This is a genomic window from Limisphaera sp. 4302-co (assembly GCF_049537155.1).
Taxonomy (GTDB): domain Bacteria; phylum Verrucomicrobiota; class Verrucomicrobiia; order Limisphaerales; family Limisphaeraceae; genus Limisphaera.
Map to the genome: position 1 here is coordinate 518047 of NZ_JBMVQZ010000001.1, position 26727 is coordinate 544773.

General features: G+C 66.3%; 18 protein-coding genes and 1 pseudogene. 15 read left to right on the top strand and 4 right to left on the bottom strand.

Annotation, left to right across the window (positions count from 1 at the left end):
- The first annotated feature begins 73 nt into the window (after positions 1-73).
- The 3 genes from ACPDIX_RS01930 (at position 74) to ACPDIX_RS01940 (ending at position 3625) form a co-directional block, all read left to right on the top strand.
- On the top strand, positions 74-1237 hold the full coding sequence (locus ACPDIX_RS01930; RefSeq protein ID WP_423430077.1) for a substrate-binding domain-containing protein: 1164 nt from the start codon (positions 74-76) through the stop codon (positions 1235-1237).
- A gap of 43 nt (positions 1238-1280) precedes the next feature.
- Positions 1281-2612, top strand: a complete 1332-nt coding sequence (locus tag ACPDIX_RS01935) for a glycoside hydrolase family 28 protein (RefSeq protein WP_423430078.1) — start codon at positions 1281-1283, stop codon at positions 2610-2612.
- Between the two features lie 122 nt (positions 2613-2734).
- A complete protein-coding gene (locus tag ACPDIX_RS01940; protein WP_423430079.1) occupies positions 2735-3625 on the top strand; it encodes a hypothetical protein in 891 nt (296 codons plus the stop codon).
- 299 nt (positions 3626-3924) lie between these two features.
- Here ACPDIX_RS01940 and ACPDIX_RS01945 read toward each other — a convergent pair whose 3' ends face one another.
- Positions 3925-6297 (bottom strand): heavy metal translocating P-type ATPase, encoded by a 2373-nt coding sequence (locus ACPDIX_RS01945; RefSeq protein ID WP_423430080.1) that lies wholly within the window; start codon positions 6295-6297, stop codon positions 3925-3927.
- 211 nt (positions 6298-6508) lie between these two features.
- Between ACPDIX_RS01945 and ACPDIX_RS01950 the strand changes: the two genes are divergently transcribed.
- The 5 genes and pseudogenes from ACPDIX_RS01950 to ilvB all read left to right on the top strand — a co-directional run bounded on the left by ACPDIX_RS01950 (position 6509) and on the right by ilvB (position 15345).
- Positions 6509-7195 carry a TetR/AcrR family transcriptional regulator gene (locus ACPDIX_RS01950; protein WP_423430081.1) on the top strand — a complete coding sequence of 229 codons (687 nt, stop codon included), beginning with the start codon at positions 6509-6511 and terminating at the stop codon, positions 7193-7195.
- A 92-nt stretch (positions 7196-7287) separates the two neighbouring features.
- Entirely contained in the window at positions 7288-8466 is a 1179-nt protein-coding gene (locus ACPDIX_RS01955; protein ID WP_423430082.1) for an efflux RND transporter periplasmic adaptor subunit, read from the top strand.
- 35 nt (positions 8467-8501) lie between these two features.
- Positions 8502-11657 (top strand): annotated as a pseudogene (locus tag ACPDIX_RS01960) (efflux RND transporter permease subunit); the annotation flags it as partial.
- Positions 11637-13187, top strand: coding sequence for an efflux transporter outer membrane subunit (locus tag ACPDIX_RS01965; protein WP_423430177.1), 1551 nt, complete (start codon positions 11637-11639; stop codon positions 13185-13187). The pseudogene ACPDIX_RS01960 and the gene ACPDIX_RS01965, both read left to right, overlap by 21 nt.
- Positions 13188-13476: 289 nt before the next feature.
- A complete protein-coding gene (gene ilvB, locus ACPDIX_RS01970) occupies positions 13477-15345 on the top strand; it encodes a biosynthetic-type acetolactate synthase large subunit (protein WP_423430083.1) in 1869 nt (622 codons plus the stop codon).
- Positions 15346-15557: 212 nt separating this feature from the next.
- Here the strand turns inward: ilvB and ACPDIX_RS01975 are convergent, their stop codons facing one another.
- On the bottom strand, positions 15558-15932 hold the full coding sequence (locus ACPDIX_RS01975; protein WP_423430084.1) for a hypothetical protein: 375 nt from the start codon (positions 15930-15932) through the stop codon (positions 15558-15560).
- Between the two features lie 259 nt (positions 15933-16191).
- Complete coding sequence (gene mpl / locus ACPDIX_RS01980; protein WP_423430085.1) at positions 16192-17622, bottom strand: UDP-N-acetylmuramate:L-alanyl-gamma-D-glutamyl-meso-diaminopimelate ligase; 1431 nt, start codon at positions 17620-17622, stop codon at positions 16192-16194.
- Between the two features lie 359 nt (positions 17623-17981).
- On the opposite strand from mpl, the gene ACPDIX_RS01985 reads away from it, so the two are divergent.
- The 7 genes from ACPDIX_RS01985 to ACPDIX_RS02015 all read left to right on the top strand — a co-directional run bounded on the left by ACPDIX_RS01985 (position 17982) and on the right by ACPDIX_RS02015 (position 26360).
- Entirely contained in the window at positions 17982-19004 is a 1023-nt protein-coding gene (locus ACPDIX_RS01985; RefSeq protein ID WP_423430178.1) for a rod shape-determining protein, read from the top strand.
- A 42-nt stretch (positions 19005-19046) separates the two neighbouring features.
- Positions 19047-19856 (top strand): rod shape-determining protein MreC, encoded by an 810-nt coding sequence (gene mreC / locus ACPDIX_RS01990; RefSeq protein ID WP_423430086.1) that lies wholly within the window; start codon positions 19047-19049, stop codon positions 19854-19856.
- A gap of 103 nt (positions 19857-19959) precedes the next feature.
- Positions 19960-20514 (top strand): hypothetical protein, encoded by a 555-nt coding sequence (locus ACPDIX_RS01995; RefSeq protein WP_423430087.1) that lies wholly within the window; start codon positions 19960-19962, stop codon positions 20512-20514.
- Entirely contained in the window at positions 20514-22529 is a 2016-nt protein-coding gene (locus tag ACPDIX_RS02000; protein WP_423430088.1) for a penicillin-binding transpeptidase domain-containing protein, read from the top strand. The genes ACPDIX_RS01995 and ACPDIX_RS02000 overlap by 1 nt, the downstream gene beginning before the upstream one ends.
- Positions 22511-23740 (top strand): rod shape-determining protein RodA, encoded by a 1230-nt coding sequence (rodA, locus tag ACPDIX_RS02005; RefSeq protein WP_423430089.1) that lies wholly within the window; start codon positions 22511-22513, stop codon positions 23738-23740. Before ACPDIX_RS02000 ends, rodA begins: the two co-directional genes overlap by 19 nt.
- The gene (locus ACPDIX_RS02010) at positions 23737-25707 is read left to right on the top strand and encodes an Rne/Rng family ribonuclease (RefSeq protein ID WP_423430090.1); all 1971 of its coding nucleotides are present in this window, start codon (positions 23737-23739) and stop codon (positions 25705-25707) included. The genes rodA and ACPDIX_RS02010 overlap by 4 nt, the downstream gene beginning before the upstream one ends.
- A 200-nt stretch (positions 25708-25907) precedes the next feature.
- Positions 25908-26360 (top strand): CBS domain-containing protein, encoded by a 453-nt coding sequence (locus ACPDIX_RS02015; RefSeq protein WP_423430091.1) that lies wholly within the window; start codon positions 25908-25910, stop codon positions 26358-26360.
- On the opposite strand, the gene ACPDIX_RS02020 is transcribed toward ACPDIX_RS02015, so the two are convergent.
- The gene (locus tag ACPDIX_RS02020) at positions 26348-26719 is read right to left on the bottom strand and encodes a dihydroneopterin aldolase (protein ID WP_423430092.1); all 372 of its coding nucleotides are present in this window, start codon (positions 26717-26719) and stop codon (positions 26348-26350) included. The two genes, ACPDIX_RS02015 and ACPDIX_RS02020, sit on opposite strands and share 13 nt — an antisense overlap.
- Positions 26720-26727: the final 8 nt, after the last annotated feature.

Here is a 26727-nt window from a genome sequence, read left to right on the forward strand (position 1 = left end):
TCCTGCTCCCCGAACCGGGCCCGGCCGCTCCCGGGATCCGTTGGGCGTGTCGCCTGCGGCCCCGTCAGCAGCCATGAACAGAGGGAGCAAACGAGAGAAAAAATCGCGGCGCGTCCTGGTCGCTCTCGGCTGGTACGACTACCGACTCCACCGGGGCATCGAACGCTATGCCGAGGAGCACGGTTGGTCCCTTTCCGCCAACCTCGCCCGTGAAAAGGTCCTGCCCTGGGGATGGGAAGGCGACGGCATCCTGGCCTGGCTCGGTGCCTGGGACGAACTGGCCGAGTTCGTCGAACGCCAGAACAAGCCCACCGTGGATTTCAGCTACCGCCGGCCGCACCTGCAGTTCCCGCGCGTCCTCGAAGATCACGCCCACGCCGCCCGTCTGGTCGCCGAACATTTCCTCTCGCGCGGGTTCAAGAACTTCATCTTCTACAGCGACTCGCCCAACTGGTCCTACGAGGAACGCGGACAGGGCTTCCAAGCCGCGTTGGCCGAAGCCGGCCACTCCTGCCTCTGGCTCAAATGGTACGAGTCGTCCTGGTTCCGCCAGGATCGCGAACAATGGTCCCGCAAACGCCTCTGGCTGGCCACCAAACTCCGGCGCGCCCCCAAGCCCGTGGCCGTCTTCGCCGCCAACGATCAACACGCCCTGGATGTCCTGGAAGCCTGCGAGTTCGCCGGCCTGAAGGTGCCTGACGAAGTCGCCATCTGCGGCGCCGAGAACTACCTGCTGGCCCCCGATGCCATGCAGACGCCCATCTCCAGCGTCGACACCAACCTCGAACTGCTCGGTTATCGCGGGGCCGAGCTGCTCGACCAGCTCATGAACGGCCGGAAACCGCCCGCCAGACCCATCCGCATCCCGGCCGCCGGCGTCGTGGTCCGCAAGAGCAGCGATTTGCTGGCCGTGCCCCATCCCGGCGTGGCCCGCAGCCTTCGCTTCATCTGGGAACACTGCCACGAACCCATTTCCGTAAAAGACCTCGTCGGCGTGGCCGCCATGTCCCGCCGCGCCCTGCACAAGGCATTCGTCGAACAGCTCGGACGCACACCGGGACAGGAACTCCACCGCGTCCGCATCGAGCGGGCGCGGAAGCTCTTGGCCGAAACCGATGACAAGCTGGATGTCATCGCCCGCGCCTGCGGCTATCAGAGCACCAACAGCTTCTGCGTCGCCTTCAAGCATGCCGTCGGCATGTCACCCAGGCAGTTCCGTGAAAGCCTGGCCAGGTAATCCTCACAACGTAATGGTCTCCATCCATCCCCCGTCCCTGAACATGAAACCCGGACCCTTGCCCCCATCCCTCCGCACCACTGCACCACACTTCCGGCCCCTCGCCCCGTGGCCGGTGCTCTTGGTGGCCCTGACACTGGCTTGTGCCGCCCTTGCCGGCGACAACCAGCGGGAATGGAACGTGCGCGACTTCGGCGCCAAGGGAGACGGCCGGACATTGGATACCCGGGCCATCCAGGAAGCCCTGGACGCCTGTGGCCGGGCCGGCGGAGGAACCGTTCGAATCCCGCCCGGCACCTACCTCACCCAGCCGCTGCGGCTCCACAGCAACCTGACCCTCCTGCTGGAAGAAGGCGCCGTTCTTCAGGCCACGCGCGAACCCCGCGACTTCATGAAAGAACCGGGCGACTGGCTCCAGGCCCGCAGTAGCGGCGATTTCCTTCCCCTCCTCTCCGGCAACCGCCTCACCAACGTCACCATCACCGGCGCCGGCGTCATTGACGGCGCAGGCGAAGTCTGGTGGCCGGCCGCGGAGGAAGCCCGCCGGAAAAGGCCCGGTTACACCCTGCCGCGCCCGCGCATGATCATCCTCTCCCGCTGCAGCAACGTGCGCCTCTCCGGCGTCACCCTCCGCAATTCGCCGACCTTCCATTTCGTGCCCACCGACTGCGAGGACGTCTGGATCGAGAACGTCAAGGTGCTGGCACCCGATCACGCGGCCAACACCGACGGCATTGACCCCAGCCGCAGCCGTCGCGTGGTCATCACCAACTGCGTGTTCGACGTGGGCGACGACAACATCGCCATCAAGTCCGGCAGCCTCGTGCCCGACCACCCCTTCGCCTGCGAGGACCTCACGGTGGTCCATTGCCGGTTCTTCCACGGCCACGGCCTGTCCATCGGCAGTGAGACCGTGGGCGGCGTCCGTGGCCTGCGCGTGCGGGGCTGCGTTTTCGAAGGCACCGAAAACGGCATCCGCATCAAGTCCCATCGCGGTCGCGGCGGTATCGTTCAGGACCTGGTCTACGAAGACATCCGCATGAACAACGTGGAACGCGCCATCACCTTCACGGCTTACTACCCGCGCATCCCGGCCGAGGACGAACCGCGGCCCCTCACGCCTGAAACGCCGCGGTACCGAAACATTGTGGTCCGAAACCTCACCGCCACCTGCTACGAGAACGCGGGAGTGATCGTCGGCCTGCCCGAGGCACCCATCGAGAACGTCCACCTTCAAAACCTGGAAATCACCGCCGAGCGAACCGGGCTGGAACTTCGCCACGTCCGCAACGCGCATCTGGAGAACGTGGTGATCCGGCCCAAACGCGGCAACCCGCTGGTCGTCCGCGACGCCACTGGCACGGGTCTGCCCTGAACCGGACCCACTTCCCCGCGGTGCCGTTTTTTCAAGGTTCGATGCAAATCTTCGACAATGACGAACCGCGCCGGTCCCCTAAAATGGGCTCGAAAGAAACACAAACCAAAGAACCGGCAACCATGAATCCGCGAGCCTCTTTGCTCCTAGCCACCGCTGGGTTGGCGTTGGCGGCGGCAAGCCCCACCGTCCGGGGCGTTCCCCTGCCCTTTGCGGACGGCTTCAATTACCCCGAGGGTGAAAGACTCGGCACGACCGGCAGCAGCGGCGACACATGGTCGGTCGGAAACAGCACCGGTAGCGGTTCGGCCACCATCAGCAGCAGCGCCGCCCTCACCTACCCGGGGCTGCCCTCGCTGGGAGGGTTGGGCGTCTTGTCCTCCGGTGTTCCCTCGTCGAATCGCGACCGGGGTGTGCTGATTGCACCGGACACCACCAGTCTGGCCAACTGGACCGACCTCGGATCGCTCTACGTCTCGTATCTCCTCCGCGTGGACAATGGCCCCTCCGGCACGCCCCGCCTCCTGAGCGCCTATCGCGACAGCACCGGCACCGGCGGCGGGTTCACTCCTTCCGGAGGGATCTTCGTCGGCACCGACCTCAAGCTCGGCATCGCCAAACAGGCCGACAGCGACATCGCGTGGACCTCCGACCCGCTCAACCCCGCCGAGACCTACCTGCTGGTGTGGCGCTACAAGTACGTGGACGGCTCGGGCAACGACGAGCTGGCGTTGTGGGTGAATCCGCCCGCCACTTCCTTCGGCGCCTCGGAGGATGCCGTACCCACCCCCACCGTGGTCACCACCACCGGCCCCGATGACACCGGGATTTTCGCCTTCCATTTCACGGTGCGGTCCAGCACTCAGTACAACGGCGGAGGAGACTACGCACTGGACGACCTGCGCATCGGCACCACGTGGGCCTCGGTGGTTGTGCCCGAGCCCACCACAGCGGTCCTCATCGGCTTCGGGTTTCTGGCGCTCTGGCAAGTGCGCCGGATTCGTCAGGGTTGAGGTTGGTTGAGGCATGGTCGGTAACGCCCCTCTGCGGGTCCACCCACGGAGGGGCGTTCCCATTCTCATCCCCGTTTCCAAAGCCCGGAGAACCTGAAGGTTCCGGACCGACCTCCCCGCGGCCGGCCCTCCGACCCCCAGCGCCCTTATAGAAGTTCGGCCAGAAGAAACCGGCAGGCAGGAGGCGTCCCATGGGACGTTGCCCGGGTTCCTATTCCAGTTTTTCTTCACCCCCTTGCCGAGGGCCAATGCCGCGGATCGGCCGCGGATCAACGGTGCCGGCCGGCCCTTCGCAAGGCTCAGGACCGGCCCGAGGTTTCCCCGCGCCCGCCCACCAACAACCTCAAGCTGTTCATCACCACCACAACGGTGCTGCCCTCGTGCCCCACCACACCCACCGGCAGCGGGATCTTGCCCAGCAGCGCAAAGCACACCAGGACCACCACCGTCCCGAGCGAGACCGCGAGGTTTTGACGGATGATCCGGCGCGCCCGCCGACTCAGTTCGTAAGCGGCCAGGAAATTTTCGATCCGATCGTGCATCAGGACCACGTCGGCCTGTTCCAACGCAGCGTCCGCACCGCGCGCCCCCATGGCCACGCCCACGTGGGCTGCTGCCAGACTGGGGGCATCATTCACGCCGTCGCCCACCATGGCCACCCGTTCGCCCGCCTCGCTCCAGGAACGAATCGCCGTCACCTTGTCCTCCGGCTTCAATTCCGCACGAATCTCCTCCAGGCCCAGCTGACGCTGCAGATGTTCGGCCGCACTGCGGCGGTCGCCCGTCAACACCACCGGGCGCAACCCCGCCCGCTTCAGCCGGCTCACCAGCTCGGCCGCCTCCGGCCGCAACTCGTCACGCAACAGCATCCGGCCCCAGAGACCTTCCCGGTAAAACCACACCCACACCTCGCCCGGCTGACCGGATGCATCCCACTCCGCAGGTGGGGCCGGCCGAAGACCGGGTTCGGCCTCGATCCATTCGCGCCGTCCCACCCAAACAGGGGCCCCGTTCACCCACGCCTTCACGCCCTGGCCGGTCACCGACTCGAACCGCTTCACCTCCGGCAGCTCCAGTCCGTGCTGTTTCCCGTAACGGTTCAGTGCCCGTGCCAGCGGATGGTTCGACCAGCGCTCCACCGCACAGGCCAGCGCCGCCACCTCGCGTTCCCGGCCGGGCGGATGACTCTCCACGCGCTCGACCCGCAGCTCGCCGGTCGTCAGCGTGCCGGTCTTGTCCAACGCCACCAGGGTGACCTCCGCCAACTTCTCCACAGCTGCGCCCCCGCGAAACAGGATGCCATGTCGCGCGCCCCATGCGATCGCAGCCAGAACCGCCGACGGGATCGAAAGCACCAGGGCACAAGGCGACGACACCACCAGTAGCGTCATGGTCCGATAAAAAGCACTCAACCCCGGATCGGTAGGATCGGGCGATCGGAACGGCGCCAGCCCAAGGCCCCACCACCAGACGAAATACATCACGGCCGTCAACCCCAGGACCGCGTAAGTGTAAACCGCACTGAACCGCTCCGTGAACCGCTGGGAGGGTGCCTTCTGCCGCTGGGCCTCCCGGATCAGTCGGATGATCTTCTGCAGGGCACTTTCGGAAGCCGGCCGCAGGGCCCGCACCTCCAGCGCCCCCCACAGGTTCAGCGTCCCCGCCAGCACCAGGTCGCCCTCCCGCTTGTCCACCGGCACGGCTTCGCCCGTCAGATTGGACTCGTCCGCCGCGCTCTGGCCGCGCACCACCTCGCCGTCCACCGGAAACTGCGCGCCCGGCCGCACCAACAACTGCATCCCCTCCCGGATCTGTTCCACCGGCACCTCCCGTTCATTGCCCTGCTCGTCCAGCAACGTGGCCGTCTTGGGCGCACTGCGGAAAAGCGACCGCACCTCCCGCTGGGTCCGTTCCAGGGCGTAATGCTCCAGCGCCCCCGCCAGCGAAAAGAGAAACAGCAGCACCGCGCCCTCCGTCCACTGCCCCACCGCGGCGCTTCCCGCTGCCACCGCCAGCATCAGGAAGTGCACGTCCAGTCCGCGATAACGCCGCAACCGCTCCCAGGCCTCCTCCACCGCAAACCACGCGCCCGCCACGTACGCCAGGGCCTGAAACAACCGCACCCCGAGGGGCGCCCAACCCTGCAGCCCGCCGATCACCCCCGCCAACGTAAACAACCCGCAAAGCATCGAGGCCGCCAGTTGCCAGCGCCATTCCCCCTCGTGGGCCTCCATTTCCTCGACATCCACGTCCCGCTGGACGAACCGCGGCAGCGGCCAGCGGCGCCACCGCCACAGCGTGGGCGCGGTGGGACAGGTCAGGCGGCTCACCATCGTGACGCCGTTCTCATGACGGAACCGGAACCGGCGCAGCTCCTCCTCCGGCAGGGGGATGCCGCAGGTTCGACAGTCCCGGCGGCCACTGATCAACCCGCACTCCGCCCGGGCCTGCAAACCCGACACCCTCCGCAGCGTCGCCTCCACGCGATCCCGGAGCCGGGTCACGTCCGCCCGCCCCAACGTGGCCACCTCCACCAGGTTCCGCCGGGGATCCACCGACACCGCTTCGAGGGTCGGTTCCTCGCCGAACACCCGCAACAGCGACCGTGCCAGGCACTCCGGCCGGTCGGGGGCCGTGACCTTGGTCCCGTTCCCCGTTTCCTTCTGTTCCATGCTCCATCCATAGCACAACACCCCGGATCCCTACCACCGCGAAGCACGGGTGCTTCACCCGGGCACGCCTGTCACCCGTCCGCCGGGCCACCGGCAGCGCCCGCCGGCGCCGGTGCCCGTCGCCCCTGCGCCGGCGGCGGGGAGGCCGCTTGACACGGCCGACCGGCTCCTTAATATATCTAACGATCGTTAGGTTTGTGCGAACATCGTCATGGCCCGAGCATCCGCAGAGGTTACCCGGCAACGCATCCTCGATGCGGCGGAACGAACCTTCGCCGACCAGGGGTTCGAACCCGCCTCCATCCGCACCATCGCCGCACGCGCCCGGGTGACCCTGCCGGTGCTCTACTACCACTTCGGTTCGAAGAACGGATTGATCCGGGCGGTTCTGCTCCGCCGGCTCGAACCGCTCCGCCAGCTTCACGAGGCCACGCTCGCACGGTTTGCCGCGGAGTACCCCCCGCCGCGCACCCCCCCGCTGCCGCTCGTCCTCGAGGCCATGATCCGGCCGGCCCTGGAACTGGCCCGCAACGACGCACGCAAAGGCTCCGTGGTCATGCGCCTCATCGGCCGGGTCATCACCGATTCGGCCGCACCCCAGCAGGACATCTTCCAGGAGGTCTTCGGAGAGGTTCGCCGGGGTTTTCTGGATCTGTTGAGTCGGTGCCTGCCGCATCTGTCACCCGCGACACTCCACTGGCGTCACGAATTCATCTGGGGCGCCCTGGCCCTGCTGTTGTGCAACCCCGTGCGCATCCTCCGCAAGACGGACGGTCTCTGCGACCCGCTCGAAACGGAGGTGTTGCTCCCGCATTTTCTGGCTTTCTGTGTCGCGGGGTTGGAAGCGCCGCTTCCGGGCGTCGCCCGGGCGTCCGCCCGCACCCGCAAAAGCCAATGATTCCAGCCATGCATGCCCACGAACCACTGCTGTCGCCAAAGAAACGCCACCGCCCATCGCACCACCCGGATCACCGGGAGGGATCGCCGAGTGTGACCGCGGTTGCAAACCGACGGGACCGGTCCCGCGGCGGAGGACGGTTCCTGGCGGTCCTGATGGGCTTGGGGGTGTGCGTTTCCTGCACCCGCCAGCCGCCGGCGCCTCCGCCGCGCGTCCCCCAGGTGACCGTCACGCATCCGGTCGTGGCCACGATCACCAACTGGGACGAATACCCGGCCCATCTGGAGGCCGTGGACACGGTGGAAATCCGGTCCCGGGTCGCCGGTTATTTGGAATCCATCCATTTCCGGGACGGTTCGGAGGTCCGGGCGGGGCAGCTGCTTTTCGTGATCGATCCCAAGCCCTACGAGGCCGAGTTGGAGCGCGCCCGCGCGGAGCGCCGCAGGGCCGAAACGCAGCTCGAACTGGCCCGCAACGATTTCGAACGTGCACAACGGCTGCGCGAGTCACGGGCGATTGCCGACGAGGAGTTCGACGCACGTGCCAAGGCGGTGCGCACGGCCGAAGACGCCCTAGCCGCCGCACGCGCGGCCGAGACTGCAGCCGAACTGAACCTCGCTTACACCCGGATCACTGCGCCCTTGGATGGCCGGATCGGTCGCCGCCTGGTGGCCGTCGGCAACATGATCCAGGGCAGCACCATGATGCCGGGCACATTGCTGGCCACGCTGGTTACCCAGGATCCCATTTATGCTTATTTCGAAGTTCCCGAGGAAACCTTCCAGCGCTACCGGGCGGTGCTGCCCGGTCTGACAGGCCGGGAGGCAGGACCTGTGCCCTGCGAACTGGGGCTGGCCGCGGAGGAACGATACCCTCACCGGGGTCGGGTCGATTTCGTGGACAACCAGGCCGATCCTCGCACGGGCACCGTCCGGCTCAGGGCCGTTTTCCCCAACCCCGACCGCACCCTGTTGCCGGGCATGTTTGCACGGATCCGACTTCCGGTGGAACGGCTGGAGAATGCGCTGCTCATCCCTGAAGCCGCCATTCTGTCGGAACAGACGCGGAAGTTTGTCTACGTCGTGAACGCCGACAGTGTGGTCGAGCCCCGCCCGGTGGAACTTGGCCGCCCCCACGGGAGGCAACGAATCGTCCGGTCCGGCCTGCGCCCCGACGACGCCGTGGTGGTCAACGGTCTGCTGATGTTGCGGCCGGGGGTGAAGGTGCAGGTGGTCGAGCCCGGCTCCGGCGCCCCGCCGGGCCGGTCCTGAACCATGGGGTCGCGTCCCGTTCGGAGAGTGCAACCATGAGGTTTTCCCACTTCTTCATTCGCCGTCCCATCTTCGCGGCGGTGCTTTCCCTGTTCCTGACTTTGGTGGGCCTGCTGGCCCTGCTGGAGCTGCCGGTGGCCTCCTTTCCCGAGATCGCGCCACCGACGGTTTTTGTGCGCGCGCGCTTTCCCGGTGCCAGTCCGGAAACCGTGGCCGCCACGGTGGCCACGCCGCTCGAGCAGGAAATCAACGGCGTGGAGAACATGCTCTACATGTCGTCCGCCTCGGCCGCCGACGGCTCCCTGGTCATTCAGGTGACGTTCAAGGTCGGGACCGACATCGATCTGGCGCAGGTACACGTGCAGAACCGGGTCGCCCTGGCCCTGCCCCGCCTGCCGGAGGAGGTCCGCCGTCTGGGCATCGAGGTGCGCAAGCGTTCCCCCAGTCTCACCGCCGTGGTCACCCTGTTCTCGCCCGACGGCTCCCTGGATGACCTCTTCATCAGCAACTACGCCTATCTACAGGTCAAGGACGTGTTGGCGCGGCTGCCGGGTGTGGGAGACGTGCTGGTGTTTGCCGCCCGCGACTACTCGATGCGGCTCTGGCTGGATCCTGACAAACTCTCCGCCCGGGGGCTGACCGTGGGCGACGTGGTGGCGGCCGTGCGCGAGCAGAACGTGGAGGTGGCCGGGGGCGTGTTCGGGCAGCCACCCGCCCCCTCCGACACACAGTTGCAGTTGGTCGCGCTCGTCAGGGGCCGGCTCGCGACCGAGGAGGAATTCGGCAACATCGTGCTCCGCACCGGACCGGAGGGGCAATTGACGCGATTGCGCGACGTTGCACGCGTCGAGCTGGGCGCACGCGACTACAGCGTCAATGCCTGGTTGGACGGCAGGCCGGCCATCGCCATCGGCATCTTCCAGCAGCCCGGCTCCAACACGATCGAAACGGCCGACGCCGTGCGCCGGGCCATGGAAGAGTTGCGTCGGCGATTCCCCGCCGGGCTGGACTACCGGATTGTCCGGGACGATTCGCTCTACATCCGCGCCTCCATACGGGAGGTGGTCAAGACCCTGTTGGAGGCCATGGTGCTGGTGACGGGAGTGGTGATCCTGTTCCTGCAGACCTGGCGCGCGTCCGTCATCCCCCTGATCGCCGTCCCGGTCTCCCTCATCGGCACCTTCGCCGCCATGGCCGCTTTCGGGTTCTCGATCAACAATCTCACCCTGTTCGGCCTGGTCCTGGCCATCGGTATCGTGGTGGACGACGCCATCGTGGTGGTGGAAAACGTGGAACGGCACCTGGCCGAAGGGAAGACGCCCGTCGAAGCCACCCGCCAGGCCATGGACGAAATCGGCGGGGCCGTCGTGGCCATCGCCCTCGTGCTCAGTTCGGTCTTTCTGCCCACGGCCTTTCTGCCGGGGATCCAGGGAAAATTCTATCAACAGTTTGCCCTGACCATCTCGGTCTCGACCCTCATCTCGGCTTTCGTGGCCCTGACGCTCAGTCCCGCCCTGTGCGCGTTGCTCCTGCGCCCGCACGGCGAAAAGCATGATCTCATCAGCCGTCTGATCCATGGCACCGTCGGACGCCTGTTCCAAGGGTTCAACCGCGGGTTCGAGGCGGGGCGCTCCGGCTATCTCAAAGCGCTGCGCCTGGTGATCCGGCACGGCGTGATCGTGATGATCCTCTATGGAGGTCTTCTGGGCCTCACCGCGCTGGGGTTCCTGACCGTTCCGAGAGGATTCATCCCCGTCCAGGACAAGGGCACGCTCTTCTGTTATCTGCAGTTGCCCGACGGCGCCTCGCTGAGTCGCACCGCCGAAGTGAGCACCCGCGTGTACGAGATGATCCGGGAGACTCCGGGAGTCGAAACCGTGCTGAAGCTGGACGGGTTCTCCATCCTTTCGTTCGGCAGTCAGCCCAACGCTTCAACCCTCATCGTGCGGCTGGAACCGTTCGAAAAGCGCCGCAGGACCGGACTCACCAGCACGCGGGTCCTGGGCATGCTCCAGCCCAAGTTCGCCTCCGTCACGGAGGGAGTGGTCGTCGGGTTCAATCTCCCTGCCGTGGACGGGCTCGGTTCGATTGGCGGATTCAAACTGCAGCTGCAGGATCGGGGCAACCTCGGACCGCAGGTCCTGCAGACGACGGCTTTCTCTCTCATGGCCGCAGCCAACCGGGACCCGCGCCTTCAGAACGTCATCACCACCTACCGCGGCAACGTGCCGCAGGTCCTGCTGGATGTGGACCGGGAAAAGGCCAAGCGGATGGGGGTGCCTCTGAGCGGCGTTTGGGAGACCCTCGCGGTTTACCTGGGCGGACTCTACGTGAACGATTTCAACCTGTTCGGCCGCCCCTTCCAGGTCGTCGCCCAGGCCGATGCCCCGTTCCGCGCGCGGCCCCGGGACGCGTTGAACCTTCGGACCCGCAACGCCGCCGGTGAGATGGTACCCTTGGGCACGCTGGTCCGCATCCGGGACGTCACCGGGCCCACCACGGTGTACCATTACAACCTCTACCCCAGCGCCGACCTGAGCGGTGTGCCCGCTCCCGGTATCAGTTCCGGACAGGCGGTGCGCATCGTGGAAGAGTTGGCCCGGCAGCTCCTGCCGCCGGGCATGGGTTTCGAATGGACGGAACTCACGCTGTTGGAGCAGCAGGCGGGACGATCGGGAGTCTGGATCTTCCTTTTGTGCGTGCTGATGGTCTTCCTGGTGTTGGCTGCGCAGTACGAGAGCTGGTTGCTGCCGCTGGCCATCATCCTCATCACCCCGATGAGCCTACTGTTTGCCCTGCTCGGCATCTGGGCCCGCGGAATGGACAACAACCTCTTCACCCAGATCGGTTTCGTGGTGCTCATCGGCCTGGCCTGCAAAAACGCCGTGCTGGTCGTGGAGTTTGCCCGCCAACTGCAGGAGCGGGGCATGAACCGCTTCGAGGCCGTGTTGGAAGCGGCGCGGCTCCGGCTGCGGCCCATCCTCATGACCTCGCTGGCCTTCACTGCCGGCGTGTTCCCGCTCATGGTCGCCACAGGCGCGGGGAGCGAACTGCGCCAAGCCATCGGAACGGCCACCTTCTGGGGGATGCTCGGGGTGACCGCCTTCGGCGTGTTCCTGACGCCCGTGTTCTACGTCGTGTTGCGCCGATGGGCGGGCGAAAAATCCCGCGTGGACCGACCGAATCCCGGCCCCGCCCCAACCGGCGGCGGTGCGGGGGCTGCTCCCTTGCTCCTCGCCGGGGCACTGCTCATCGCGGCGGGCCTGACCGGATGCACCGTGGGACCCGACTATGCACGTCCCGAATTGTCGGTACCCGCGGCCTTCGCCCACGCGGACCGGCGGCTGTTTTCACCGGACGGCGTGGATGTGCGCTGGTGGCGGCAGTTGCAGGATCCCGTGCTGGAGGATCTGCTCGGGCGAGCCCTGGCCGGAAATCATGATCTACGAATCGCCACGGCCCGCCTGCAGGAGGCCCGGGCCCTGCGTCACCTGCAGGCGCTCGAGGGCACGCCGAGCATCCAGGCACAAGGCGGCTTCACGCGCACGGCCTACCCGGCCGGCACTCTTCCCGGGGCCTCCCGGGACGCGCGGGAGAGACAGTGGTTCGAAACGGGATTCGACGCAGTTTGGGAACTGGACCTGTTCGGCCGGGTGCGGCGCTCGGTCGAAGCGGCGCGGGCGGAAGCAGAGATTGCGGAGGCCCAACGTCGGGGCGTGTGGGTCAGTCTCCTGGCCGAGGTGGCACGCAGCTACTGCGAGCTCCGCGGTTTGCAGGAACAACTGGCCATCGCCCGAACCCACGCACGAGTCCAGGAAGAAACCCTCCACATCGTGGAGGCCAAACTGCGCGGAGGCAGGGCCACCGAGCTGGACGTGGCCCGCGCGCGTGCCCAGTACGAGAGCACCCTGGCACTGATCCCCGCGCTGGAAGGCGCGGTTCAGCAAACAATCCACCGCCTGAGTGTCCTGACTGGCCAGCAGCCCACCAGTCTGACTCCTCTGCTTCAGGAGCCGGCACCTTTGCCGCGCCTGCCCGACCGAATCCCGGTGGGAAACCCCGCCGACCTGCTGCGCCGGCGCCCGGACGTCCAGGTCTCGGAACGTGCCCTGGCGGCCGCCACGGCACGGATCGGGATCGCCACTGCGGATCTGTTCCCGCGGGTCACTTTCCTCGGCACGCTGGGTTGGCAGGCCACGACGCTCCCGGGGCTCGGGGCCGCCGGCTCCGACACGTGGTCCATGGGCCCGCGTATTCAGTGGGCCGCGCTGGATCTGGTCCGCGTCCGTGACCGAATCGCGGCCGCCCGCGCCAGGGCCGAGGCCGAGCTGGCCCGTTACGAACAAACCGTGTTGCAGGCGCTGGAAGAGACGGAAAACGCGCTGCTGAATCTCGGCAAGGTCCGCACCCAGGCGGCGCATCTCCGTTCGGCCGCGGCCTCGGCACGTGCGGCGGCCGCTCTGGCCGAGCAACGCTATCAGGCGGGTGTCACCGAGTACCAGGCCGTGCTGGACGCCCAGCGGAGCGTCCTGGACCTGGAACGCCAGTTGGCCGAGGCTGAAACCCGGTTGCTGACCGCCCACATTGCCGTGTACAAGGCTCTGGGTGGGGGTTGGGAAATCGAACGGCAACCCGGAGGTTTTGCCGGCCCCCGGGCCGGGCAGTCGGAAGTTCCCCCGTCCGGGCCCGGCACGGGCGCCAAATCGGTGGCGGGGCATTGAACCGCGCGCAGAGGCCAAACCGCCGGCAGCCGCCGGTGAGGAAAACGATTCAAAAGTTTCCGCGGCCGGGCTTGACGTTGGCAGGGCCCGGAGGTAAAGTCCGGCACCAAGATGGTGCGGCTGGTTCGACAAGTGGTCGTAGGTCTGGTGGTCGTCGTCCTGGGCGACGGCGCCGCCGTAGGCTCTTGTCGAACGTGAGCGCGAGTTTGGACAAGAACCCACGGCTGGCAACGGTCGTGGGTTTTTTGTTTGTCCCACGACGCCGGCCGGCAACCTGAAAACAACCTGTATGAGCAGTCAGTCGATCGAATCGCAAACGGTGCAGACCAAACGGGGCGAACTCGGCCCCATGATGACCGGCAGTGAGATTCTCGTGGCGGCCCTGGAACGGGAGGGCGTGGACACCATTTTCGCCTACCCCGGCGGGGCCAGCATGGAGGTGCACCAGGCCCTGACGCGATCCAAGAAGATCCGGGTCTATCTGCCGCGGCACGAACAGGGAGGCGGTTTCGCCGCCGAAGGTTACGCACGGGCAACCGGCCGCGCCGGCGTGGTCATGGCCACCAGTGGCCCGGGGGCCACCAACCTGGTCACCGCCATCGCGGACGCCTACATGGATTCCGTGCCATTGGTGGCCATCACCGGGCAGGTGCCCACCACCATGATCGGCCGCAGCGCCTTTCAAGAGACTGACATCTTCGGGATCACCCTGCCGATCGTGAAACACAGCTACCTGGTGACCGACGTGAACGACATCGCCCGGGTGGTCAAGGAGGCCTTTTATCTGGCCCAGACCGGCCGGCCCGGACCGGTGGTCATTGACCTGCCCAAGAACGTGCAACAGGCCCGGACCCAACCGTTCTTCCCGGCGGAGGTCAGGTTCCGCGGCTACAACCCCTGCCCCAGGGCGTCGGATCTGGAACTGAACGAGATCATCGGCCTGATCGAGCAGTCCAACCGGCCGGTGTTGTACGTCGGCGGCGGTATCATCAGCGCCAACGCCGCGGCCGAACTGCGGGAGTTTGTGGAGCTCACGGGCATCCCCGTCACCACCACGTTGATGGGCATCGGCGCGTTCCCGGAGGATCATCCGCTGTCGCTCCGCTGGCTGGGCATGCACGGCGCCGCCTACGCCAACTGGGCCGTCAACGGCGAATACCTCCCACGCAAGAACCCCAACGATCCCATGGTCAAGGTCAAGGATGGCGCGGACCTGTTGCTCGCCTTCGGCGTGCGTTTCGACGACCGCGTGACCGGCAAATTCGATGAGTTCTGCAAAAACGGAACCATCGTTCACATCGACATTGATGCCTCCGAGCACAACAAGAACAAACGCGCCCATCTGCCGGTGCACAGCGACGTCGGCTACGCGCTGCGGCGGCTCAATGCCATGCTGCGGGAACGGCCCCTCCAGAAACGATTCGACGCCTGGCACGCCCAGATCGCCGAGTGGAAACAGCGGGCACCGTTCCGCTACCGGATCACCGAGGAGGTGCTCAAATCCCAGCACATGCGCGAGCATCTCCGCGGCATGGAAAGCGAGGTCATCCTCCCGCAGATGGTCATCGAGATGCTCTACGAGCTGACCCGCGGCGAGGCCATCATCACCACCGGCGTCGGCCAGCACCAGATGTGGGCCGCGCAGTTCTACAAGTACAGGGAACCGCGCCAGTTCATCACCAGTGGCGGGCTGGGTGCCATGGGCTTCGGCTGGCCGGCAGCCATCGGCATCAAGGTGGCCCGGCCCGATCGCCAGGTCATTGACATTGACGGTGACGGCTCCTTCCTCATGAACGTCCAGGAACTGGCCCTGGCACACATTGATCACATCGCCGCCAAGGCCATCATCCTGAACAATCAGCACCTCGGCATGGTCGTGCAGTGGGAAGACAAGTTCTACGGTGGCAACCGCGGGCACACCTACCTTGGTGACCCCGAGAACCGGCACCAGATCTATCCCGATTACGTCCGCATGTGCGCCAGTTTCAACGTCAAGTGCGAGCGGGTCATGTACAAACGTGACCTCCGCGCCGCGCTCCAGCGCATGCTGGACGCCGATGAACCCTACGTGCTCGACGTGGTGGTCCCCTACACCGAGCACGTGCTGCCGTTCATCCCGGCCGGCCGCACCGTGGCCGACATGATCTGGGAAGACTGACGGGCTTCCTCCGCCCAAAATACCGCACCAACCACCCCAAGACCGGGCCCACCATCCCACGGGCCCGGTCTTCTTTTCGCCCCAAAAAGCTGTCAGCAATGTGCCGCCAGGGGTCGGACGAAGCATTCCGGCGCGGAGTAAGCCTCTTTGCACAGGCCGGTTCTACCCCGGGGCCTCGAGCTGTGAAAACCGACCGCCCGGCAACAGGCGCCTCAGTCCACCTCCAGCGCCCGGGCCAGGCACTGCGCCAGGTGGTGCGTCATTGCGGCATCCTGCACGACCAACGTCACCCCGGACTGCTGCGCGCGTTCGGCCAGGTCAGCCGCCGAAGTGCCGTGAAAACCCAGGACCGGCACATGCGCCGTGGCCGGATCAGCCCGGACCCGGCGCACCGCCTCGAGCACATCTCCCCTGGTACCCTCCAGATCCGCCACGATGATCAGGGGCGTCCACGCGGCCGCCACCGCCGGCAGGTCCTGGACCACCCCGACGGTGCGCACCTCGTAACCCAGGTCCTGCAGCCGGTTGACCAGCTGCGTACCCGGTAAAAGCCGCTCGTAATACAAAAGCAGACGAGGCTTCGTCACATCCCCAGCTTGAAAGGTCCCCCATCAATTGCAACGGCTTTCTTCCAGGGCAGCACTTACAAATCCCGGGACGGATTTCGGTCCACCGCAGCCGTTCTGTGTATCCGGTCAGCCGGCGGGATCCGGCTGTCGCCCCGGAACCGTGTCATTCGAACCGCAAACCGCACCGCTACCTGCCGTGCGCGGGGCGCGCACCGAAGCCGTGCGGTTGCTGGGGGCACCGGGTGACCCACCGGGGGACACGTCGCACCACCGCCGGTCACACACGCGCGCCGGCACTCGCGGCTCCCACCCGTGCCCGGCGCTGGAGGCGATCAAGCAGTTTCTCATGAATGCCGCCGAAACCGCCGTTGCTGAGAATGACGACCACGTCGCCGCCCTCGGTCTCTCGGGCCAGATGGGCAACGATGGATTCGACTTCGGGCAGATGGAGCGCCTGCTTGCCGGCCGCCCGCAGGTCGGTCACCAGCTTTTCAGGGTCCAGCCGTTCCTCGGCCGGCAACTGTTCGAGCCGGGCCACCTGGGCGATCAACACGCAATCGGCCGCGCCGAAGGCCGCCGGAAGATCGTTTTGGAAGACCCGCCGCCGGGTGGTGTTGCTGCGGGGTTCGAACACCGCCCAGAGCCGCTGTCGCGGATATTTCAGGCGCAGCGCTTCCAGTGTAACCCGGATGGCGGTGGGGTGATGCGCGAAATCATCAATCACGGTCACCCCGTCGACCACGCCGCGCACCTCCAGACGGCGCCGGACACCCAGGAACGTGTCGAAGGCGCATTGGATCTGGCGGTTGGACAACCCGTAATGCTTGGCGCAGGCCACCACCGCCAGGGCGTTCCGGACGTTGAACTCGCCGGGCAGGTTGATGTGAAACCTGTAGCTGGGGATTTCGAACTGGCTGGCGCCGGCTCCCAGCTGGAGATTGAACGCCCGCACGGCATTGTGGTCGCCGAACCCGAACTCGCGGACCGGACAGAACCGGACGTCCAGCAGCGGCCGCACATGCGGATCGTCGCCGTTGGCCAGGAGCAGACCGTTTCGCGGGATGAGCCGGATGAGCTGTTCGAAAGACCGCTGGATGGCCGCCAGGTCGGGAAAAATGTCGGCGTGATCGAACTCGAGGTTGTTGAGGATGACGCACTCGGGCAGGTAGTGCACGAACTTGCTGCGCTTGTCGAAGAAGGCCGTGTCGTACTCGTCACCCTCGATGATGAACCATTCACTGTCGGTGAACCGCGCGCCTCCCTCGAAGTTCAGCGGCAGGCCGCCGATGAGGAATCCGGGGCGCAATCCGTTGTGTTCGAAGACCCAGGCCAGCAGCGCGGCCGTGGTGGTCTTGCCGTGCGTGCCGGTGACCACAATGCAGCGTTTGCCACGCAGAAACGTTTCCCGGACCAGCTCGGGCAGGGAACAGTACCGGAGTTTTTGTTCCAGGCAGTATTCGGCCTCGGGATTCCCGCGGGAGATGGCGTTGCCGATGACCACCAGATCGGGCCGATGAGCCAGGTGATCCTCGCTGTATCCGGGCAGCACCTCGATCCCGTGCTCGGCCAGGAAGGTGGACATGGGCGGATAGGGATTCAAATCCGAACCGGTCACCATGAATCCGCGCTTTTTCAGCGCGACGGCCGTGGAGGCCATGGCTGTGCCACAAATACCCACGAAGTGAACCGATCGAATGTCACCCCACATACGACCCGCCACTGTAAGCGAAGCAGCGCGCGGGAAAAGCGTGAACTGTGCGGGGACGGTTTTCTGGTGCCGTCCGCCTGCCCGTGCAAAAGACCCGGTCCGGCTGCGCCGTCTGACCCTCTTGTCCCAGCCACCCAACGGCGGGACCCACGGGCGGGGCCCCCGCGGATCCCGGCGGCATCCGGCTGGCGTTTGCAGGATCGGAAACGAAGAGGAAACGGCGGGCCGTCGCGAGCCCGGAGAGCATGAGGCGGACCAGCCGTGGAGACCGAGCCCGGCCAGCACGGTCAATTGAACGTTAATGCTCTTGACCGGGGCCAAATGGGATCCCTACGTTGAGCGACGACAGGCAACATTTCATGTTTGCGCAACTGAAAAGTCTGTTCTCCAACGACATCGGGATCGACCTGGGCACTGCCAACTCCCTCGTGTACGTACGGGATCGTGGCATCGTGTTGCGCGAGCCTTCGGTGGTGGCCATCGAGGCCGGGACGACCAACGTGCTGGCCGTGGGTGAAAAGGCCAAGCGGATGCTGGGTCGCACCCCTGGCAACATCGTGGCCATTCGCCCCATGAAGGATGGGGTGATTGCCGATTTTGAAATCACCGAGGCCATGTTGCGGCATTTCATCCAGCAGGTGCATCACCGGAAACTGATTGCGCCGCGGGTGGTGGTGGCAGTGCCCTCGGGGATCACCGAAGTGGAGAAACGGGCGGTGAAGGACTCGGCCATGCACGCCGGGGCCCGCGAGGTGTACCTGATCGAACAACCCATGGCCTCGGCCATCGGGGTGGGCCTGCCGGTGGACGAGCCGGCCGGCAACATGATCGTGGACATCGGCGGCGGCACCTGCGAGATCGCCATCATCTCGTTGGCCGGCATCGTCTTCAGCCGGAGCCTCCGGGTCGGCGGCGACGAAATGGACGAGGCCATCATTGCGCACATGAAACGCGCCTACAACCTGTTGATCGGCGAGCGCACAGCGGAAGAGATCAAGATCCGGATCGGCTCGGCCTATCCGCTGGAGCAGGAACTGACCATGGAAGTAAAGGGGCGCGATCTGAGCACCGGTTTGCCCAAGACACTGACGATCCGTTCGGAGGAAATCCGCGAAGCCCTGCGCGAGCCGTTGTCGGCTATTCTCGAATCCATTCGGTTGACCCTGGAACGCTGTCCGCCGGAATTGGCGGGCGACCTGGTGGACCGGGGCATCGTGATGGCCGGGGGCGGATCGTTGATCCGGGGGATTGACCGTCTGGTGGCCGAGGAAACCGGCCTGCCGGTGCACATCGCCGAGGATCCCCTCAGCGCCGTGGCCGAAGGTACCGGCCGGGTGCTGCAGCATTTGGAATTCCTCAAACGCGTGACCCACTCCGGTTAGTTCCTCGCGCTCGGTAATCAAACCGCGCGATGAAGGAACGGCATGTGGAAGCGATCGCATTCGGTCGCCCTGGGTCTGTTGGCCGGCATCAGCCTGCTGTTGCTGAGCCTGCCCGATGAGGTGGCCACCCGGGTCAAACTGGCACTCAGCACGATGTATCTGCCGCTGCTGGGCCTCGCAGGGGCATCCCAGCAGGCGTGGAATCATGCCTCCGACACCCTGTTGTCCCGCCGCGAGCTGCTCCGTCAGATCGAGCAGTTGCGCCGCGAAAACCAGCGCCTGCGCATCGAGGCCATGCAGGCGGCCGAGTGGGCCCGGGAAAACGCCCGGCTCCGGCGCCACCTCGGCTGGCAGGAGAGTTCGCCCTGGCGGGATCGGCTCCGCTTGGCGCGGGTGACGTTGCGGGATCCGACACCGTGGTGGCGAACCCTTCAGGTGGACCTGGGCAGTCGCCAGGGTCTCCGTGCCGGTCTGCCGGTGCTCATCCCTGAAGGATTGGTCGGCTGCACCCGCGAGGTCGGCCCCCTCCACGCCCGTGTGGTGGTGCTGGGCGACCCCGACTGCAAGGTCTCCGCGCGTGTCCTCAACGAAACGGGCGACGTGGGCATCATCCAACCTGCCGATCCCGTCCAGCGGGACCTGGTCCTGCTCAGCTACCTGCCCCGTGCCGCGCGTGTCCTGCCCGGCCACACCGTGGTCACCAGCGGACTGGGCGGGCTCTTCCCTCCAGGCATCCCGGTGGGAACCGTGGTGGACGTACGCCCCGTCGAAAACGGACTTTACCAGGAGGCCCGCGTCCGGCTGGCCGCACCCATCCACGCCGTTCAAGAGGTTTGGATCCTATGGCCCTGACCCCGTTTGGCTCAATCTGGCAGAGCCCGGCCGGTCGGGCCGCGGCGGTCCGGCGTCGGCCGGAACGGCCCGCACAACCGCCGGGATGCCGTGAGGAGACACCATGGTAGGTCCGTTCCAAATACTGGCCACCTTGGCGCTGGCGTGGCTGGCCGTTTTCCTGGAAGCGGCCCTGCCGGGCACACGCGCGTGGCTGGGGGCACAACCCGATGTTTTGCCCGCCCTGATGGTCCACTCGGCGTTGCGCACGCCGTTGCCGAACGTGTTCCTGTTGGCCCTCTGGGGCGGCCTGGCTCTGGACACCGTGTCGGCAAACCCTTTGGGCGTGAGTTGCATGCCCCTGCTCACGGTGGGGTTGCTGTTGCATCTCCGGCGGGATTTGCTGTTGCGGGAGCAACCGTTCGCCCAGTTCATGCTGGGCTTGCTGGCAGGCGCGGCGGTGCCGGCCATGACAGCGGTGCTGCTTTTGACCCTGGGCCGCCAGCCGTTGCTCGGCTGGGGAACGCTGGTCCCATGGGCGTGGCTGGCACTGAGCAGCGGTTTGCTCACCCCGCTGTTGTTCCGGCTGTTTGTCCGCGCGGAGGGATGGTTCACCTACCGGCGCAGAGGTCCGCTGGCTTTCCGGCCGGACCGTGAAATCCGCAGAGGACGCTACTGATGGCCATCCGATTGCTGGATCCTGCTCAACACGACGCGCCGGCCCTGCGGGGCCTGACCCGGGCGGTGTGGGCCGGACTGGCGGTGCTGCTGACTGCGCTGTGGTGGATTCAGGTGGCCTCCCGGCGCACCTACCAAAACCAGCTGGAAATCCAGGCGGTGCGAACCGTGCGGATCCCGGCAGTGCGCGGCCGGATTCTGGACCGTACGGGGGCCGTGCTGGCCGACAGCCGGCCGTCCTTCAACCTGGGACTCTACCTCGAGGAACTAAGCCCCGAATTCCGGGCCGAATACAGCCGGATCCGCCCGGTCCGGGTGGTGCCGCGCTCCGGTCTGGGCCGCTTTCTGCGCGGTTCACTCGTCGTCACCCAGGCGGTTCGCCTGACCCGGGCCCAATTGGATCAGCTCCAGTGGACCGCGCGCACGCGGGTGGTCAGCAACGCGATCCGTCAACTCAGCGAGGTGCTGGATCATCCCCTGCCCTTCGATCCCGAACGGTTCCGGCGGCATTACCTGGAACAGCTCGCCCTGCCCTTCCCCGTGGCGGTCAACCTCCGGCCGGAGCACGTGGCCCGGTTGGCCGAGGCAGCCGATCTGCCGCCGGGCGCAGATTTGGAAGTGCTGCCGCTCCGCGTCTATCCGCAACACGCAACGGCCAGTCACCTGCTCGGTTACCTGGTTCGTGATGACCGCTCGGTCGAGGGCGAAGAAGCCTATTACTCCTATCGGCTGCCCGATTACCGCGGCGCCGTGGGAATCGAGGCGGGTTTCGACCGCGAACTCCGCGGCCGCGCCGGTGCCAAGTCGGTCCTGGTCAATCACCTCGGCTACAAACAGGCCGAACAGGTCTGGAACCCGGCCGTGCCCGGTTGGGACGTGGTCCTGACTCTGGACCTCCGCGTGCAACTGGCGGCCGAGCAGGCCCTGCTGCGCGTGGGCGCCAACGTCCGCGGGGCGGTGGTCGCGCTGGACGTCGTTACCGGCGATGTCCTGGCACTGGTCTCCCTGCCCGCTTACAATCCCAACCACTTCGTCCTCGGCTTCCCGCCGGGTGAATACGAGCGCATGATGGACCAGGACCTGCGCCCGCAGATCAACCGGGCCACTCAGGAACACTACGCGCCGGGCTCCATCCTCAAACCGTTCGTCGCCCTGGCCGCGCTCCAGAGCGGGCTCGATCCCCGGGCACCCTTCACCGTGCAACCGGATCCGGCGCGTCCCGACCGCGGCTGCATCTACGTGGGACGGCGAAAGATCCGGGACACCGCACCGCCGGGGGCGTACGATCTGCGGCGTGCCCTGCTGCGGTCCAGCAACAGTTATTTCGTGCACTGGGGACTGCAACCGGGGGTGCTGCAACGACTGGTCCTGCTGGGCAACCAGCTCGGGTTGGGAGAACGAGTCGGCCTGCCCACCCGACAGGAGGCGCCGGGGGTTTTCCCGACACTCGAAGAGGTGCACTCACCCGCCTGGCGCGATGGTGACACAGCCAACCTCTGCATCGGACAGGGGCCGGTGGCCGTCACCCCCATGCAGATGGCCCTGGCGTTCGCCGCCCTGGCCAACGGGGGGCGGTTGTTGGAGCCGCGGCTCGTGGATCGCCTGGAGAGGCAGGACGGCCCAATGCCGCGACTGGCACGCCGATTCCCCGACGGCCGCGTGCGGCGAACCGTGCCCTTCCGGCAGGAACACCTCCGGGCACTGCACGAGGCCATGCTGGCCGACACCGAAGACCCGGAAGGCACCGGCCGCGCGGCCGCGGTGCCCGGCTTCCGTGTATGCGGCAAGACCGGCACGGCCCAGGTCATGGACGCACGCGGTCGGCTCCGCGGTTACACCACCTGGTTCGTCGGCTTCGCCCCGTACGAGCAGCCGCGGTACGCTGTTGCGGTCATGGTGGAAGACGGGGGCAGCGGCGGGGCCACCTGCGCGCCGGTGGCCCGCGAGGTCTTCCGCGCCCTCCAACGGTACGGAACGCGTCCGGACCACGAACTGGCATGGCACCTGGCACGATGACCGACACCGGTCTCCAACCAAAAACGCCCCGGGCGGACCTGACCCTGTGGATTGCCGTGGCGGGTCTGGTCGCCCTGGGCCTGGCGTTCGTGGCCAGTTCCACCCTGTCAGCCGAGGAGATGAACCGGGTGCCGTTCTGGCAGCAGAGCTGGGTCCGCCAGGGAATCTGGTACCTGATCGGCGGTGCGGCGGCGGCGGCGGTGTGCATGGTGGACTATCGAATCCTGGCCCGTTGGGCGCCCGTGGCATACGTCGGCACGGCCATCGTGCTGGCGCTGATCCTGATTCCGGGTATCGGGGCGGTCCGGTTCGGTGCCCGGCGGTGGATTGACCTGGGCCCGGTCCAGATCCAGCCCTCTGAATTCGCCAAGCTGGCCCTGATCCTCATGTTGGCGCATTTCCTCAGCCGGCCGCGCGAGGAACTGCGGCGGCCGCTCACCTTCTGGCAGGCACTGGGCCTGACCGCCCTGCCCTTCGTCTTGATCCTGAAGGAGCCCGACCTCGGTACGGCGCTGCTTTTGTGGCCCGCGGCACTGGCCATGTTGTGGGCCGCCGAAGTGCCGGAAACCTACCTGCGTCGGCTGGTGGTGGGTTGCGCCCTTGGCGGCGCCTTGCTGGTGGCCAATCTGCTGTTTGCCCCGCCACGGTGGCAGATCCCCCTGGAAGAGTATCAGCGCCAGCGGCTGCTGGTGTACTTCGGCCGCGATTTCGCGCCGCCGGACGCATCGCCGGAGGAACGACAACGGGCGCGTGCCCTGCAGGAGGCCCGCTCCTATCAGGTGCGCCAGGCATTGATTGCCGTGGGATCGGGCGGGCTGTGGGGCAAGGGCTGGGGACAGGGCACCCAGATCGCGCTGGGTTTTCTGCCGCGCACGGCGGCACACAATGATTTCATCTTCTCCGTCATTGCCGAGGAGAAGGGTTTCGTGGGCAGCGTGACGGTTCTCACGCTGTACGGGGCGATTCTGCTTCGCGGTCTGCAGATCGCCCGCCAGGCACGCGATCGCCTGGGTCGGCTGATCGTTGTGGGCGTGGTCACGCTCCTGTTCAGCCAGGTCTTCATCAATATCGGCATGAACATTCGCCTCATGCCCGTGACGGGCGTGCCACTGCCGCTGTTGTCGTACGGCGGATCGTCGGTGGTCGCTTCGTTGATCGCGGCGGGCCTGATGCAAAACGTCTCCACACACGGCAGAGGATATCCACCATGAGCGAGCGTAGCTTTTCGCGTCGGCGCCGGAGCCTGCGATTCCGGCCGGCCGGAGGTCTGGGAGCCGTGAGTCCCAAGGCACAGGCGGAAGCCCGGGAGGCCCGGGAGGCCGCCACCACTCCTGCGGCGGAACCGGAGCGCGTCTTCGACAAACGCCACGAACAGGAGATCGAACGGGCCCAAAACGTTGCCTACGGGCTGCCGCCGGAGGGGGAAACCGCGGAGCCGCCCGTTCCCGCCAAGGGGGATTTCCGCGAACCCCATCCCGAGGTGCCCGAGCGGGTGGAGGAAACCGAGTACGAGCCCATCCCGGTGGAAGCCCCGCCGCAGGGGTTTGTGGAATCCCTCCGGGCCATGGCCGGCAAGATCGTGCAGAAGGTCCAGCGCCTGCTCAAACCCGCCCCCAAGGTTCACAAGGAAATCATCATCAACGTGGAGGCCCTGGAGACACGCGTCGCCCTCCTCGAGAACGGTCAACTCGAGGAATTCAACATCGAACGCAACACCCAGGACCGGCTGGTCGGCAGCATCTTCAAGGGCCGGGTGCGCAACCTCGAGGATGGTCTGAAGGCCGCGTTCGTGGACATCGGATTCGAAAAGAATGCCTTCCTGCATTACTGGGACATCATCCCCAATCCGTTCGACAGCGGGGTGGAAATCGTGGAACGCGGCGGTCGCAAACGCGAACGCCCCCGGATCACGCAGAAGGACGTGCCCCGGCTCTACCCGCCCGGCAGCGAGATCATCGTGCAGGTCACCAAGGGCCCCATCGGCAACAAGGGACCGCGCGTGACCACCAACCTCGTCCTGCCGGGGCGTTTCCTGGTGCTGCTGCCCTACGCCGACCAGTGCGGCATCTCGCGCAAGATCGAAAACCCGCAGGAACGGCAGCGCCTGAAGAAGATCCTGCGCGAACTCAACATCCCGGAGGGCATGGGCGTCATCATGCGGACGGCCGGCGAGGGCCAGCAGAAACGCTACTTTGTCCGCGACCTGGCCTGGTTGCTCGAGGAGTGGCGGCAGATCGAGGAGCGCTGCCGCACCCTGCCCACCCCCGCTTGCGTCTTTCAGGAACCCGATCTGATCGAGCGCACCGTCCGCGATTTCCTCACCGACGACGTCGAGCGCATCGTGGTGGACGATCCCAGGGCCGAACAACGCATCCGCGAATTGATCGGCCGCATCTCCCGGCGCTCGGTCAGCAAGGTCAAATTGTACACCGATCCGGTCCCCATCTTCGACCGGTTCGGCATCACCAAACAGTTGGAGAGCGCCTTCGCCCGGGTGGTCCACCTCAAGAGCGGCGGGTACATCGTGGTGGACGAAACGGAGGCGCTGGTGGCCATCGACGTCAACACCGGCCGCCACAAACTGGGCGGCAAGGACCAGGAATCCACCATCCTCCGCACCAACCTGGAGGCCGCCGACGAAATCGTGCGCCAGCTCCGCCTGCGTAACATGGGCGGCATCATCGTGCTGGATTTCATCGACATGAAATCCCGGCGCGATCAACAGGCCGTCTACCAGCGCATCAAGGAGGGGTTGAAACGCGACCGTGCCAAGACCCACGTCCTGCCCATCTCCCAGCTCGGTCTGATGGAAATGACCCGCCAGCGCCACACCGAGAGCGTCCAGGCGGCCATCTACGACGACTGCCCCTACTGCCGCGGCCGCGGCAAGGTCAAGAGCGCCCTCAGCATGAGCGTGGAAATCCAGCGCAAGCTCACCGAAATCCTCCGGCGGCGCCCGCGCGACGAGTCCGACTTTCAGTTGCGGGTCCTGGTCCATCCGCAGGTGCTCGAGCGCCTGCGCACCGAGGATGAAAAACTCCTCATCGAGTTGGAAAAGCGTTACTTCGGCAAACTGACCTTCCGCGCCGATCCCTCCCTCCACATCGAGGAGTTCCGCGTCTTCAACGCGCTGACCAACGAGGAACTGGCCCATATCAAGCCGCCCCAGAACACCTGAGCAGACGGTTCCATCCGGGCTGCGGCGGCCCCGTGCGGGGCCGGGCCGCCGCACCAGTCGGCGGTGGGGTGCCCCCCGACGGAGGAAATTTTTCTCTGGGCGCCACGCTTCGCCGGTCCTACATTGTTCACGCGGCCCCCCGGCGAACCGGGTCGGCCCGGTCAGACATCAAGCATCGTGCATACTCGGGAGTAACGACCATGATCCAGTCCACGGGCACCATCGCCGATGTCCTGAAGCACAAGGGCCACCAGGTATGGAGCGTCTCTCCGGATGTCACCGTCTTCGAAGCGATCCAGAAACTGGCCGAGAAGAACGTGGGCGCGCTCCTGGTCATGGACGGTGACCGGTTGGTGGGGATCTTTTCCGAGCGGGATTACACGCGCAAGGTCGCCCTGCGCGGCCGGTCTTCGAAGGAAACCAAGGTTCGGGAGATTCTCTCCGAACGGGTGATCTGCGCCACCCCGCAGCATTCCGTGGAGGACGGCCTGCGGCTGATGACCGAACACCGCATCCGGCACCTGCCCGTGGTGGAGAATCACAAGGTGGTGGGGATCGTCTCCATCGGTGACCTGGTCAACTGGGTCATCAACCAGCAGAGCCAGACCATCAAGCAGCTGGAGAGCTACATCACGGGCGGTTATCCCTCCTGAGACGCCGCCTGCGGGAGCGTCCGCCGCAGCCGCACCGCCACATAGCGCGCGTCCGGCAGTACGAACTTTTTGATCTCCACCGTGACCGCCGCCGGCCGGTACCGCTGCAACAGTTGCCCGGCCAGGTCGGAAGCCAGTTTTTCCAACAACGACCAGCTCCGGCCCTCGCCGAAGCCGGCCAACTCCCGGGAAACGGCATGGTAGTCCACGGTGTGGGCCAGATCGTCGGTGACCGTGGCCCGCAGATCGGCCGGTTCCATCTCCACACTCAACAGCAACCGCTGCGGATGGGCCCGTTCAGCCTCGGTCACCCCCACGCGGTAGAACACCTCCTGGTCCACGATCGAAATCGTCAACATGGCTCCCC